This window comes from Neorhizobium petrolearium, from assembly GCF_017873175.1.
Classification (GTDB): Bacteria; Pseudomonadota; Alphaproteobacteria; order Rhizobiales; family Rhizobiaceae; genus Neorhizobium; species Neorhizobium petrolearium.
Genome location: NZ_JAGGJW010000001.1, coordinates 719,183 through 733,602 on the forward strand (window position 1 = coordinate 719,183; position 14,420 = coordinate 733,602).

General features: G+C 63.1%; 13 protein-coding genes. 12 read left to right on the top strand and 1 reads right to left on the bottom strand.

The window, feature by feature from the left end; translation table 11 throughout:
- Positions 1-4: 4 nt before the first annotated feature.
- From J2046_RS03605 to J2046_RS03660, 12 genes are all read left to right on the top strand, one after another.
- Complete coding sequence (locus J2046_RS03605; protein WP_210049759.1) at positions 5-1,246, top strand: ABC transporter permease; 1,242 nt, start codon at positions 5-7, stop codon at positions 1,244-1,246.
- Entirely contained in the window at positions 1,243-1,947 is a 705-nt protein-coding gene (locus J2046_RS03610; protein WP_210049566.1) for an ABC transporter ATP-binding protein, read from the top strand. The genes J2046_RS03605 and J2046_RS03610 overlap by 4 nt, the downstream gene beginning before the upstream one ends.
- A 275-nt stretch (positions 1,948-2,222) precedes the next feature.
- A complete protein-coding gene (locus tag J2046_RS03615; protein ID WP_210049567.1) occupies positions 2,223-3,755 on the top strand; it encodes an ABC transporter substrate-binding protein in 1,533 nt (510 codons plus the stop codon).
- Between the two features lie 17 nt (positions 3,756-3,772).
- The gene (locus tag J2046_RS03620; RefSeq protein WP_227702137.1) at positions 3,773-4,774 is read left to right on the top strand and encodes an ABC transporter permease; all 1,002 of its coding nucleotides are present in this window, start codon (positions 3,773-3,775) and stop codon (positions 4,772-4,774) included.
- A complete protein-coding gene (locus J2046_RS03625; protein WP_210049569.1) occupies positions 4,771-5,667 on the top strand; it encodes an ABC transporter permease in 897 nt (298 codons plus the stop codon). The genes J2046_RS03620 and J2046_RS03625 overlap by 4 nt, the downstream gene beginning before the upstream one ends.
- 8 nt (positions 5,668-5,675) lie before the next feature.
- Positions 5,676-6,671, top strand: coding sequence for an ABC transporter ATP-binding protein (locus J2046_RS03630; RefSeq protein WP_233469488.1), 996 nt, complete (start codon positions 5,676-5,678; stop codon positions 6,669-6,671).
- Positions 6,668-7,672 carry an ABC transporter ATP-binding protein gene (locus J2046_RS03635; RefSeq protein ID WP_227702140.1) on the top strand — a complete coding sequence of 335 codons (1,005 nt, stop codon included), beginning with the start codon at positions 6,668-6,670 and terminating at the stop codon, positions 7,670-7,672. Before J2046_RS03630 ends, J2046_RS03635 begins: the two co-directional genes overlap by 4 nt.
- Positions 7,673-7,682: 10 nt before the next feature.
- On the top strand, positions 7,683-8,777 hold the full coding sequence (locus J2046_RS03640) for a C45 family autoproteolytic acyltransferase/hydolase (RefSeq protein WP_210049572.1): 1,095 nt from the start codon (positions 7,683-7,685) through the stop codon (positions 8,775-8,777).
- 9 nt (positions 8,778-8,786) lie between these two features.
- The gene (locus J2046_RS03645) at positions 8,787-9,815 is read left to right on the top strand and encodes a sigma-54 interaction domain-containing protein (protein ID WP_233469489.1); all 1,029 of its coding nucleotides are present in this window, start codon (positions 8,787-8,789) and stop codon (positions 9,813-9,815) included.
- A 166-nt stretch (positions 9,816-9,981) separates the two neighbouring features.
- The gene (locus J2046_RS03650; RefSeq protein ID WP_210049574.1) at positions 9,982-11,337 is read left to right on the top strand and encodes an acyclic terpene utilization AtuA family protein; all 1,356 of its coding nucleotides are present in this window, start codon (positions 9,982-9,984) and stop codon (positions 11,335-11,337) included.
- A 21-nt stretch (positions 11,338-11,358) separates the two neighbouring features.
- Positions 11,359-11,685, top strand: a complete 327-nt coding sequence (locus tag J2046_RS03655; protein ID WP_233469490.1) for a DUF4387 domain-containing protein — start codon at positions 11,359-11,361, stop codon at positions 11,683-11,685.
- Positions 11,686-11,908: 223 nt separating this feature from the next.
- Positions 11,909-12,865: a bile acid:sodium symporter family protein gene (locus J2046_RS03660; RefSeq protein WP_210049576.1), complete on the top strand. Its 957-nt coding sequence runs from the start codon at positions 11,909-11,911 to the stop codon at positions 12,863-12,865.
- Positions 12,866-12,920: 55 nt separating this feature from the next.
- Here J2046_RS03660 and cysN read toward each other — a convergent pair whose 3' ends face one another.
- A complete protein-coding gene (gene cysN / locus J2046_RS03665; RefSeq protein ID WP_210049578.1) occupies positions 12,921-14,420 on the bottom strand; it encodes a sulfate adenylyltransferase subunit CysN in 1,500 nt (499 codons plus the stop codon).

Below are 14,420 nucleotides of genomic sequence, written 5' to 3' on the forward strand. Positions count from 1 at the left end.
GATGATGCGTCTCATCTTCGAAATTGCCCTGACCCATATTGCCGGGCGCGGTCGTCAGACCCTGGTCGCCGCGTTCGGCGTGGCGATCGGCGTCGGTTTTTCCATCGCCATGGCGGCCCTGATGCAGGGAGGTCAGGACGATTTCGTCCGGCAGCTTGTCGATACCATGCCGCATGTCCAGATCACCGACGAGCAGCGCACTGCCCGCCGCCAGCCCGCCGAGGATGCGTTCGATGTGGTCGCCATTGCGGGGCTTCGCCCACGCGACGACCGGCGCGGCATCATCAACCCGACGGCGGCGCTTTCGTGGCTGCGCGCGTGGATTCCAGGCCGTCTGGCGCCCAGCCTGAAATTGCAGGGGGTCATCCGCTATTCCGGCCGGGAAGTGGGGGCTTCGGTAATCGGCGTCGAACCCACGGTCGAGGTCGGCGTGTCGCCGATCGTGGAGGACTTCAGGCAAGGCAGCTTCTCGGCGCTGGCTGTGGGAGGTAACAATGTCCTCATCGGCGACACGATGGCCAACCGGCTGGGGGCCGGTCTCGGGGACACCATCACGGTCGTCTCTGCCCAGGGGCTCACGCGAAACTTCAAGATCGCCGGACTGTTTCACACGGGCTCGACGGCGCGCGACGAGGGCGAGGCCTATGTCCTGCTGAAGAACGCCCAGATTCTCTCGGAGCGGCCGAACGCCATCAACGAGATTCGTATCAAACTCGATGATCCCAATGGGGCGCCGCTGGTGGCGCAGCGGGCGGAGGCCGAGCTCGGCTATAAGGCCGTCGCATGGCAGGAGGCGAATGAATCGATCCTCGAGGCGCTCGTCGTGCGCAACGTCATCATGTACACGGTCGTAGGCGCCATCCTGCTGGTCGCCGGTTTCGGCATCTTCAATATCATCTCCACCATCACGCATGAGAAGGCGCGCGATATCGCGATCATGAAATCGCTCGGCTTTCCCGCCGGCGACATGCGCCGCCTGTTTCTGCTCGAAGGCCTTGCCATCGGCGCCGCCGGTTCGGTTGGCGGCTGGCTGATCGGCTTTCTGCTCGTTTATGGATTGTCGCTGGTGCGTTTCGAGATCGCCGCCACCGGCCAGGAGATGACCCGGCTTCCGATCGCCTGGAGTGTTCTCCACTATGTCATCGCTTCGGCGTTCGCGCTCGGCTCGGCGGCCGTCGCCGGTTATCTTCCCGCAAGGCGTGCGGCGCGGGTCAATCCCGTCGACATCATCAGGGGGGCTACATGAGCAACCTGATCGAGACGAGAAATCTGACGCGTATCCTGCACGAGACCGTGCCGGTAACGCTCGTGAAGGATATCACGCTTGCGATCGGCGAGCGGGAATTCGTTGCCGTCACCGGCCCTTCCGGCTCCGGCAAGTCTTCACTTCTCTATCTCTTGGGCCTGCTCGACCGGCCGACGGAAGGAACGCTCTTCGTCGCCGGCCGGGAGACGGAGGGAATGAGCGAGGCGGAGCGCGCCGCGATCCGCCTTTCGACGATCGGCTTCGTCTTTCAGTTCCATTTCCTCCTGCCGGAATTCACGGCGCGGGAGAATGTCGAGATCCCGATGCGTCGGCTTGCGAAACTGAGCCGTCCTGCCATGCGCGAGCGGGCCGGCGAACTGCTCCGGTCGCTCGGTCTCGGCGATCATCTCGACAAACGCCCCGACCAGATGTCCGGCGGCCAGCGCCAGCGTGTCGCCGTTGCGCGCGCGCTGGCAAACGACCCGCCGCTCATTCTCGCCGATGAGCCGACCGGAAGCCTGGACAGCAGGAACTCGGAGCAGGTGTTCACAATCCTCGAGGCGCTGGTGCGCGAGCGGGGCAAGACCGTCGTGGCCGTCACCCATGATCTCGACATGGCCGCACGCATGGACCGCCGCCTTCATCTGATCGACGGCATGCTTGACGGCAACCTCCCGACCGAAACCCCAAAGCCCGACTGAAGACGGATGCCGTCCTTGCGGCGGGCAGTACGCACGCGCCGCTGACAGGCCGCGCCCGCCCTGCGTCAGTTTCACGCGTGTCGCGTGAAATCGACGCGCAATGTGCGACGTTATAGCTCGTGCAGCCATGCTTTCGATGCATGCGTCTGATTTATCTCGATAAAATTCGAGACTTTCCAGCGTGCAGGGACTGGCACGGTGTTTGCGTAACGAGATTCGACCAGCAGGACGTGCAGGATTCATGCATGATCTCTGGCAAGAACAGGAGAACGATAATGGGGAATTTCAAGAACCTTCTCTTTGCCTCGGCGCTCGCCGTCATCCTGCCTCTGCAGGCGGTCGACGCCTCGGAAATTCGTGTCGGTTTCACGGCCGATGCTCTCACGCTCGATCCGGCCAATCACCGCAACCGCGAAACCGAAACGATCATCCGCAATCTCTATGACGGCATCCTCACCCGCGATGCCGATATGAAGATCGTCCCGGAGATCGCCGAATCCTTCACGCAGACCTCGCCGACCACCTTCGAGTTCGTCATCCGAAAGGGCATCAAGTTTCACGATGGCTCGGACCTGACGGCGGAGGATGTCAAGTTCACGCTCGACCGGCTGACGGTGGAAGGCGCCATGGGCGACGGACAGACAAGTCCGCGCAAGAGCCTGCTCGGGCCGCTGAAGTCGACGGCGGTCGAGGGCAACAAGGTGATCGTCACCCTGAGCGAGCCCTGGCCGATCCTGCCGGCCATGTTGCCGGTGCAGGAAGTCGTCTCCAAGGCCTTCGTGGAAAAGGTCGGCACAGCGGGCCTGGCGACCCAGGTAAACGGCAACGGTCCGTTCAAGCTTACCGAATGGCGCAAGGGCGATTCCATCATCATGGAACGCTTCGACGGCTACTACGGCGGCGCGACGGACATCCCGCCGGTGGGCAAGGCCTGTGTCGACCGCGTGATCTTCAAGGTCATTCCCGAAACCGCCTCTCGCGTCGCGGCGCTTCTCTCCGGCGATGTCGACATCATCAACGAGCTGCCGCCTTTCTCTATCGCGCAGGTGAAGAGCAATCCCAATACCGAGGTGATGACCGTCAACGGCACGCGCAGCTTCTTCATCGCGCTCAACAACAAGGGCAAGGTTTTCGGCGACATCAAGGTCCGTCAGGCGGTAGCCTATGCGCTCGACAAGAAGCTGATCATTGACCGCATCCTCGGCGGCAACGCCGTTTCCATCGACGGTATCCTGAGCCCGGCCGCCTTCGGGGCTTCGAAGCTACCGGCTCACGACTATGATCCGCAGAAAGCCAAGGCCCTGCTTGCCGAGGCGGGTTATCCCGACGGCATCGATGTGGTGATCGACACGGAGGGCGCCTACAAGGATACGGTCCAGGCAATCGCCTCCGTGCTCGCGAAGAGCGGCATCCGCGCCAAGGTGGAAGTCAGCGAGTCGGCCATTCTGAAAGCCAAGTGGGACCCGAAGGACGAAAACCCCAAGGGAGACATGTATTTCACCTCCTGGGGCAATGGCTCGCTCGATCCCTACGATATCTTCCTGCCTACCCATCGCAGCGGCGATCGCGGCAATTCCGCTCATTACGCCAATCCCGAACTGGACAAACTGCTCGACCAGGCCTCCAGCGAACTCGATACGGCAAAGCGCGCCGGGCTTTACAACAAGGCCGAAGCGATCATCAATGCTGACCTTCCCTATGTCTATCTCTGGGTTCCCCAGGATATCTATGGGGTTTCGAAGCGCGTGAAGGGCTGGAAGCCGAGCGCCGACAGCCGCATCAACCTTCACGACGCCTGCGTTGAATAAGCGGTACAGGGCAGGACGTGGGTAGGTTTCTCGAACGTCTGCTGCAATTGATCCCCGTTCTTCTCGGTGTGAGCCTCATCGTCTTTCTGATGCTGGCGCTCACACCGGGCGATCCGGTGGAGATCATGATCGGCGACCAGAACATGACGGCCGAACAGGAAGCGCTGTTGCGCAGCGATCTCGGCCTGGACCGGCCTTTGCCGGAACGGTTCCTGAACTTTCTCGGCAATGCCGTGCAAGGGGATTTCGGCACCAGCTATTTTCATCGGCGCCCGGTCAGTGAGGTGATTTCCGAGCGCCTGCCGGCGACCATCGAACTGAGCCTCGTGGCAATGCTGATCGCGCTCGCCACCGCCATTCCGCTCGGCGTGGCGGCCGCCATCCACAAGAATACGATCATCGACCGCATCGCTACCGTCGGCTCGCTATTCGGCGTGTCGCTGCCGGGGTTCTGGTTCGGCATCCTGCTTTTGATGCTGTTTGCCGTGCATCTGAGGCTGCTGCCGGTTTCGGGACGCATCGGTTTTGAAAGCGAGGTGCCGTCCGTCACCGGGTTTCTGCTGATCGATACCTTGCTCCAAGGCCGCTTCTCCGCCTTCCTCGACGCGCTGAAGCACATCCTGCTGCCGGCGATCACGCTCGGCCTGCCGATGACGGCGATCCTGACGCGCGTCACGCGCACCGCCATGCTGGAGGTAATGCGGCAGGACTACGTCGCCTTTGCCGAGGCCAAAGGCATCAGCCGCAGGCGCATCCTCTTCCGACATGCACTGAAGAACGCGCTCATCCCGACCGTTTCGGTCGCAGCCATCGAAACCGGCTCGCTGCTCGGCGGCAACATGATCGTCGAGACCGTCTTCGGCTGGCCAGGCCTCGGGCGGCTGGTGGTGGAGAGCATTTTCGTGCGCAACTACCCGCTCGTGCAGGCGGCCGTGCTTCTCTACGCCGTCACCTACGTGCTGATGAATTTCGTGGCGGACATTCTCTACACGGTCCTCAATCCGAGAGTGAAACTATGAGCGCCGTATCCGATCCGGCGACGGCTTCGCCCGCCGCCTCGCTTTTCCGGCGCAACCTCGCCACCTTCGCGGAAAACCGCCTGGCCGTGGCAAGCGCCGCCATCCTGCTCGGCTTCGTCGTCATGGCCGTTTTCGCGCCCTGGATCGCGCCGCAGGATCCGAACGAGACGGATCTGTTCCGTCGCCTCCAGCCGCCCGCCTGGATGCCGGGCGGCGAATGGGCTTATCTGCTTGGATGCGACGCGCTTGGCCGCGATATCTTCTCGCGCATCATCTACGGCGCCCGCATATCGATCTTCATCGGCACGGTGGTCGTTGCCGTCGCCACCGTCATCGGCATTCTCGCCGGGCTTGCCGCCGGATATCTGCGCGGCTGGGTCGATACGCTGATCTCGCGGCTGATCGATATCCTGCTCGGCTTTCCCTATCTCATCTTCGCCATCGGCCTGATGGCGATGATGGGGCCGGGCCTGGTCAACATCATCTTGGCGCTGGTCTACAAGGAATGGGTGATCCCGGCCCGCGTGGTGCGCGGCGAGACGCTCGCCGTGCGCGAACTGGAATATGTCGAAGCCGCGCGTGCGCTCGGCGCTTCGCGTTTCCATATCATGATCCGCGAGATCATGCCGAATGTGCTCTCCGCCGTTCTGGTCGTCGCCACCATCCGCATGGCGGACGTCATCATTCTCGAAGCGAGCCTCTCCTTCCTCGGTCTCGGCGTGCAGCCGCCCACGGCCTCCTGGGGCTCGATGGTAGCCGACGGGCGCGCCTTCATCCTCGAAGCCTGGTGGGTCAGCACCTTTCCGGGGCTCGCCATCCTGACGCTGGTGCTGGTCATCAACGTCGCGAGCCAGGGCCTGCGCGACGCCTTCGATCCGAGGTTCCACGAATGAGCGGCACGATGGGAAATCTTCTCGAAGTGCGCGGCCTGCGCACCGTGTTCGATACGCGCGCCGGAGAGGTGCGTGCCGTCGATGGCGTCGATCTCGATGTCCGCCCCGGCGAATGTCTCGGCGTGGTCGGCGAATCCGGCTCCGGCAAGAGCGTCACCTTCGCCTCCGTCATGGGCCTGGTGAGAAGTCCCGGCCGCATCGAAGAAGGCACGATCCGCTTCGAAGGACGGGATCTTCGCGCGCTGTCGCCGAAAGAACTGCGCCGCATCCGCGGTCGCCATATCGCGATGACCATGCAGGACGCGCTGACGGCCCTCAATCCGGCGCTGACGATCGGCGAGCAGATCCTCGAAGTGCTCTATGCGCATGACGAGACTTTGCCTTCCGTTGGACGCGCGAGAACCGAAGCTGCACGGAAGAAGGCGGTGGAAATGCTGACCCTGGTCGGCATTCCCTCCGCCGATGATAGGCTCAGATATTACCCGCACGAGTTCTCCGGCGGCATGCGTCAGCGCATCATGATCGCGATTGCGCTCGCCTGCCGGCCCAAGCTCCTGATCGCCGACGAGCCGACGACGGCGCTCGACGTCACCATCCAGGCGCAGGTGCTGGAACTCATCGCGGACATCCGCACAAGGCTCGGCATGAGCGTGGTGCTGATCACCCATGACCTCGGCGTCGTGTCGGAATATTGCGACCGGGTGATGGTGCTCTATGCCGGTCAGGTGGTCGAGGAAGGGCCGACTGCCGCGGTGATTGGCGATCCGCGCCACCCCTATACCAAGGGCCTGCTGCGTTCGATCCCGCGTCTTTCGCTGCGCGGCCAGCCGATCGAACCGATCGAGGGGCAGGTGCCGGACCTGATCGGCCTGCCGCCGCAATGCCGGTTCTATTCGCGCTGCAACGAGCGCATCGATGCCTGCCTTCAGCCGATAGCCATGCGCGAAATCGGCGCTGCCCGCCGCGCCCGCTGCATCCGGCTCGAAGAGGAGACAAGGCCATGACCGTGTCGGAACCACTCATCAGGGTCGAAAGCCTCGTCAAGCATTACGGCGGGCGCCGGAGCCTTATGGATCGCCTGGCCGGGCGGCCGGCGATCAGCATCCGGGCGCTCAATGGCGTCAGCTTCACGGTCGCCCGCGGCGAAACGCTGGGGCTGATCGGCGAAAGCGGCTGTGGCAAGTCCACGCTCGGGCGAGCCGTCCTGCGCCTGCACGAACCGACGGCCGGACGCGTCACCTTCGACGGCGCGGACGTGACGGCGCTTTCCCCGGCAGAGCTCAAGGCCATGCGCCGCGATATGCAGATCATCTTTCAGGACCCCTATGCCTCGCTCAATCCGCGCCGCACGGTGGCGGAGATCGTCGGCCTGCCGCTGAAACTGCATAACCTGGCGAAGAGCGGCCGGGAAGCGCGCGACAAGGTGGCGGCGATCATGGAGCGCGTCGGCTTGAAGGCTGCGCATCTCGACCGCTATCCGCACCAGTTCTCCGGCGGACAGCGCCAGCGCATCGGCATTGCCCGCGCGCTCATCAGCAACCCGCGCTTCATCGTCTGCGACGAGCCGGTCTCGGCGCTCGACGTATCGATCCAGGCGCAGATCATCAAGCTGCTCATAGAGCTGAAACGCGAACTCGGCCTCACCTATCTCTTCGTCTCGCACGATATTTCGGTGATCGGCTATCTCTCCGATCGCGTGGCGGTGATGTATCTCGGCGAGATCGTCGAGATGGGACCGGTGGAGCGGGTGCTGCAATCGCCCCGCCATCCCTATACGCAAAGCCTGCTGTCGGCAGTGCCGGACGTGGATTCTCCGGGCTTGCGCAAGCGGGTGAAGCTAACCGGCGATCTGCCTTCGCCGCAGGCGCCGCCGCCCGGCTGCAAGTTCCATACCCGCTGTCCGCTGGCGGTGGAGCGCTGCCGGACGGACGTGCCTGTCGTCCGCACGGTCGGCGAAGGCCACACTGCCGCCTGCCATTTCGCCGAAGAGCTTGTGCAAGGATGATGATGACGTCATGACCGCCTTTGTTGTCGAACCTGCTTTTCCCGTCCGCCTCACCGGCACCGCCTTCGAACGCGGCCTGGCGCAGGCTGCCGCCGGGGTCGCGCACGAGACCGTTTTCGCCGCCACGATCGGCCGCGTGGAGCAGGCGAGAGCCGAAGGTGTGCTCGATTCAGCGGCGCTGGAATTTCTGCCCCGCCAGCGCGCTTTCCTTCTGGAAAACGATCCCCACACCATGGCGGAACTTGCGGGTATCGCCGAAGGTTTCGGCCTGCCGGAGGACGAGCTTTTCATCCACCAGCATCTCAGCCTTCTCCGGGATCTGAGCAAGGGGGCGCGGCTCGATGCAGACGGCTGCTCCACCTTCGCGATTGGCGAGGGGCCGGAAGGCCCGCTTGTTGTCAAGAACCGCGACTTTTCCGGCATCCATGTCGGCGTCCAGCGCGTCTTCCTGCATGAGGGTCCGGACATCGAGACCGGCAGGATGCTCTGCGTCGGAAGCGCAGGCAGCCCCGGCGCCTATTCGAGCGGCATCAATGCCGCCGGCCTCGCGTTGGTCGATACCCATATCGGCTGCCGCCGCCATGGCATCGGCTGGCTCCGTTACTTCGCAATGACGCGCATTCTCGCCACCTGTCGCTCGGTGCCGGAGGCCATCGCGTTTCTGCGGGCGAGACTGCATGCCGGCGGTGGATCAGTCACGCTCGCCGACCGGTACGGACACGTGGCCTCGGTGGAGTTCGGCACGGACCTTGTGGGTGTCGAGGAGGGGCGCCGCGTCTGGCGCACCAACCATTTCGTCTCGCCGGAACTCTCCCCCTTCAATTTCACCGATGACGGCGACCGCATTGACGCCAATTCCTTTGATCGTTTCGCCTACCTTTCGAGAGAGGTGCCGGTGGGCGACTGGACCGTACCTCGTGCCGCGCGGCTGATGGCGACCCATGCCACGGACGGGCCGCATTGCGGACCGCTGTGCCAACACGGCGAAAAGGACGCAGGCCGCACCATTTCCTCCGCGATCTTTGCCTGTAATATGCTCCAGTTGTACTTTCTGGAGGGCAATCCCTGCGAAGGCCGGTGGCGGGTCTACGATCTGACCGGCTGAGGTGCGCGGATGGCCCGCAAGCTGGATCAGGAGCCGCGCATGGCGCGTTACGAGGGCGAGATTATCGGCGCGCACGAAAGCATTCACGCGCTGCGCAAGCTCGTGACCCGTGTCGCCGCAAGTCCGACCCGCACCGTGCTGATCTACGGTGAGACCGGCACCGGCAAGGGGCTAATCGCGCGCATGCTGCACCAGCAATCGGCGCGCGCAGCAAAGGAATTCGTCGATCTCAACTGCGCCGCCATTCCGTCGAGCCTGATGGAATCGGAGCTGTTCGGCCATGAGCGTGGCGCCTTCACCGGCGCGACGGAGAAGAAGACGGGGCTGGTGGAGGCCGCCAATCACGGCACCATCTTTCTCGACGAAATCCGCGAGTTGGATCTTGTGCTGCAGGCAAAGCTCTTAAGCCTGCTCGACACACAGAATTTCCGCCGTGTCGGTGCCGTGAAGACGACGGCGGTCGATGTGCGTTTCATTGCGGCGACCAACAAGATCCTGCTGTCGGAGGTCAATTCCGGCCGCTTCCGAGAGGACCTCTATTACCGGCTGCAGGTGATCGCGCTCAACATTCCCTCCCTGCGTGAACGAGGCGAGGACGTGCTGATCCTCGCCCGGCATTTCATCGACAAGTTCAACGAGCAGTACAGCCGGTCGATCCGCGGCGTGAGCGACGAAGCGGCGCGGATTTTCCTCTCCTATCCTTGGCCCGGCAACGTGCGCGAACTTGAAAACCTCATCGAGCGCATATTCATCCTGGAAGAGGAGGACATGATCCTGCCGCGCCACCTGCCGGATCGTATCCTGCGCACCGCCCGCGCTCATTCCGCCACAGTGCTCCCGGCTATACCGTCTGTTGCGGGCGTACAGGATTTCGCCGGCCTTGGCTTCCATGGTGCGAGTGCCGCCTTCCAGAAGCAGCTCGTCCAGCAGGCGCTTTCGGCTGCCGGCGGCAATGTCCAGCATGCCGCCGCCGCTTTGAAGCTCAGCCGTCATGCTCTGCGTCATCAGATGATCAAGCTGGGGCTGGCCGGCGCTTGATGCGCGATTTTCCTGCATGCGGCGTGAAATTCGCGCGAGGCTGTGCACGATGATGCGAAAGATGCTGGAGTTCCTTTAAAAACAACCGTTTGCCAGCCCGAAACCGGGTTGGCACGAGCCATGCATAACCGCTGCCATGACAATCATTGCTGCGGGAGTTACATGCATGCAGTCGCTGAAGATCATCTGCCCGAACGGTCATCTGGGGTTTGCGCCCCTGAAGCCCGGGAGCTTCCACATCGGCGTCGAGGCCGGGCCGGATTTCATAGCCGCCGATTCCGGCAGCGACGATATCGGTCCCGTGCCGCTCGGCAATGACACATGCGCCAGTCCGAAAGCCTGGCAGGAGCACGATCTCGAAGAGATGCTGCTCGCGTCCCGCCGCATCGGCGTTCCGATGATCATCGGCTCGTCGGGCGATACCGGCACCAACAGCCGCGTCGACATGTATGTGGAGATGATCCGCGAGATTGCCGCCCGCCACAAGCTGCCGCCGTTCAAACTCGGCTGGTTCTATTCCGAAGTGGACAAGGAACTGGTGCGCGAGAAGATCCGCTCCGGCAACGTTCACGGACTTGACGCCCGCCCGGCACTGACGGAAGAGGAACTCGACGCCACATCCCGTATCGTTGCCATGGCTGGCGTTCATCCCTTCTGCGCGCTTTTGGATCAGGGCTGCGACGTCATCATCGGCGGGCGGTCTTCCGACAGTGCCGTCTTCGCCGGCGCAGCACTGGCGCGCGGTTTTCCCGAGGCACAATCCTATTATCTCGGCAAGGTGCTGGAATGCGCCTCCTTCTGCGCCGAACCTTATGGAGCTAAGGAAACCGTGCTCGGGGAGGTGACAAAAGATTGGGTGGAAGTGACGGCCATGTCGCCTGCCCAGCGATGCACCATCGCCTCGGTGGCTGGCCATGCGATGTACGAGCGCTCCAATCCGTTCCATGAATTCGTGGCGGGCGGCATGCTCGACATGACCGATTGCGTCTATGAGCAGGTTTCCGAGAAGACCACCCGCGTCACCGGAATGCGTTTCGTTCCGGCCGAGGAGTTCCGTGTCAAGCTGGAAGGCTCGGGCAAGATCGGCGAGCGTTTCGTCGGCATGGCCGGTATCCGTGACCCCTACACCATCGCCCATGTGGACGAGGTGATCGAATGGGCGCGCACCCAGGTCCGCGAGCGCTTCGGCGACGAAGGCTGGGAGCTGCATTACAACGTCTTCGGGCGCAATGGCATCATGGGCGATCTGGAGCCGCTGAAGGACAAACCCGGCCATGAACTCCTGATCGTCGTTCAGGGCGTCGCGCCGACGAAGGAAATGGCTGAGGAAGTTACGATCACCGGCACGCGCCAGCTTTTCTATGCGCGGCTGCCGGATGTCAAAGGCACGGCCGGCGGTGTTTCCTTCGTGCTGGACGAGGTGATGCCGGCAAGCCCGGCCTATCGCTGGACGATCAACCACACGATGGCCGTCAGCGACCCGCTCGAACTTTTCCCTACCCATACTGCGATCGTCGGCTGAAAAGCCGGGAAAGAACCAATCATGAGCGTGAAAAAACTCTCCGATCTCGCCAAGACCATCCGCAGCAAGAATGCCGGAACCGACAAGATCACCTTCGACATCATCTTCCGGGAGCGAGACACCTACGAAAAGGTAAAGCGTTCCGGGGTGCTGACGCGGCAATCCGTCTGCCGCATCCTGAACGCCGATCCGGCTCGATTGACCGATTTCGTCGAATACGATCCCGCCTGCGCCATCAAGTTCACCATCCTGCGGCTCAGGCCGAGCGGCAGCCCCGGCGATGCGGACATCTTCGGTGCGCAGCAATACGCACCCTTCCTGGACGTGGAAGTGAACGTGCCGGATTAAGAAGACTGATGCGCACTTCCGGCATGCGTCGGTTTGATCGGCCACGGTCGCGTATCGCCGGAATGTCCCTGGAACCTCTCTGACGGGTTTCTTCCCGTCAGAAGCGGTAAATCATGGTCGAGAAGCGCGGGTCCCGCCATGGAAATGGACACTTTTGCCCTTGGCTGGCCTTGACGCCTTCGCCAGTCGGCGTATTGCGCCCCTTCATTTGAAGGAGGCCATGTTGAAAACGCTCGCAACGCTCTCTGCCTTTGTCGGCAAGACCTTCGCCCTGTGGGTCATCGGTTTCGCAGTGCTCGGCTATCTGCTGCCCGATCTGTTCAAGCAGATCGTGCCTTATATCGTCACGCTGCTCGGCATCATCATGTTCGGAATGGGGCTCACCCTTTCCGTGGACGATTTTCGCGAAGTGGGTAAACGGCCCTTCGATGTCGGGATCGGCGTCGTTTCGCAATTCCTCGTCATGCCGCTCCTCGCCGTTCTGCTGACGAGGATCATCCCCATGTCGCCCGAGGTCGCGGCAGGCGTCATCCTGGTCGGCTGCTGCCCCGGCGGAACGTCGTCCAACGTGATGACCTATCTGAGCAAGGGAGACGTCGCACTCTCGGTCGCCTGCACCAGTGTCACGACGCTCGCCGCGCCGATCGTCACGCCCTTCCTCGTCTGGCTGTTCGCCAGTCAGTACCTGCCGGTCGATGCCTGGGCGATGTTCATCAGCATCGTAAAGGTCGTCCTGGTGCCGCTGGCTCTCGGCTTTGCATTGCAGAAGCTTCTGCCCGGTGTCGTCAAGGCCGCCGTGCCGGCCCTGCCGCTCGTCAGCGTCATCGGCATCGTGCTGATCGTGTCGGCAGTAGTCGCGGCCAGCAAGGGAGCGATCGCCCAGTCCGGCCTGCTGATCTTCGCCGTCGTCGTGCTCCATAACGGGCTCGGTTATCTTCTCGGCTTCTTTGCGGCCAGGGCAAGCGGCCTCTCGCTTGCCAAGCGCAAGGCGATCGCGATCGAAGTCGGCATGCAGAACAGCGGGTTGGGCGCGGCGCTCGCCACCACCTATTTTTCGCCGGCCGCCGCGGTGCCGAGCGCGATCTTCAGCGTCTGGCACAATATCTCCGGCGCCCTGCTTGCGAACTTCTTTTCCAGCAGGACCGAGGAGAGGGCCGGCGAGACGGCTACGGCTAACTGACGAATGTGAAAAAGGGGCCGCGCGGCCCCTTTTTCACGTCGAGAGCGGGTTGTGCTCAGATGTCGCTGGCGGCGTTGGAGAAGAATTCGGCTGCCTGCTTGGCCGTCATCCGCCTGATTTCCGCTTCGTCGCGGCGGTTTGAGAAAAGCTCGCTTGCCATGATCTGCTCGGCGAGGTCCGCCGGCAGGGAGAGAACCACGCGCTGGCCCTCTCCCCCCTGGCTGCGATGGATGCCGCCGACATCGCCGCGCTTGGCGGTGATCATCCCGCCTGCCACGGTGTTCAGCGTATCGGGATCGATCAGGATGAAGGCGCCGGTCGAGCGGTTCTGTTCGTAAGGATCGAAAACCGCCAGCTCTTCGAACGAAAGGCGCACCTTTCCGATGGCGTTCATCGAAAGCGTCGAGGCATGCGGCAGCCACTTGCCTGTCGCAAGCTCGAGCTGCGACACGGGCTCCACCGTGACGCGCTGGCGGCGCGAACCGCTCTTCAGCCAATAGCGCTTTCCCGGTTCGATGCCGCCCGGCTGCAGCGAGACGAGCTGGGCGTCGAAATGGTGGCCGGTCATCGGTTGGCTGTCGATCGAGACGATTATGTCGCCGCGGGACACATCCACCTGCCGGTCGAGCACCAGCGTGATCGCGTCGCCTGCGACCGCGGCGTTACGCACCAGATCGAAGGTGACGATCTGCTTGACATTGGCGACCGTGCCTGAGGGCAGGATCGCGACGCTGTCGCCCGGCTTGATGGAGCCGCCGGCAACCGTGCCCTGATAGCCTCGAAAGCCTTCGCCCGGACGGGAGACGCGCTGCACCGGCAGGCGGAAGCCACCGGCTTGCCCTGATCGCACCGTTGCGAGTTCCAGCGTCTCGATCAAGGTCGGCCCGTCGTACCAGGGCATCGCAGCTTCGGCCGAATAGACGACGTTCTCGCCCTTCAGCGCCGACATGGGGATCGCGGTGATCTGGCGCACGCCGAGCGACAGGGCGAATTCACGAAACTCGTGGGAAATCCTCTCGAAGATGGCCTTGTCGTAGTTCACGAGGTCGATCTTGTTGACCGCCAGCACGAACTGCCGGATGCCCATCAGCGCCGCGATCGTCGCGTGACGGCGGGTCTGTTCGAGCAGGCCGGCACGGGCATCAGCCAGAAGCACGGCAAGATCGGCGGTCGAGGCGCCTGTCGCCATGTTGCGGGTATATTGCTCGTGGCCGGGCGTGTCTGCGACGATGAACGAGCGCCGGTCGGTCGAGAAATAGCGATAGGCAACGTCGATCGTGATGCCCTGTTCGCGCTCGGCCTGCAGACCGTCGAGCAAGAGGGCGAAATCCGGCAGACCGAGATCGTTCTGTTGGCCGCTGTCACGGGCAAGCGTTGCCGCCTGGTCTTCCTTCACCGCCTTGGTGTCCCACAGCAGTCGGCCGATCAGCGTCGATTTGCCATCGTCGACCGAACCGCAGGTGATGAGGCGCAGTGGTCGTGTGTCGCGCACCGCCTTTAAAGGTTCGGCCAGGGGCAGGATGGTGGCCGAAGCGGTTTGGGCATGAGCGGTCAT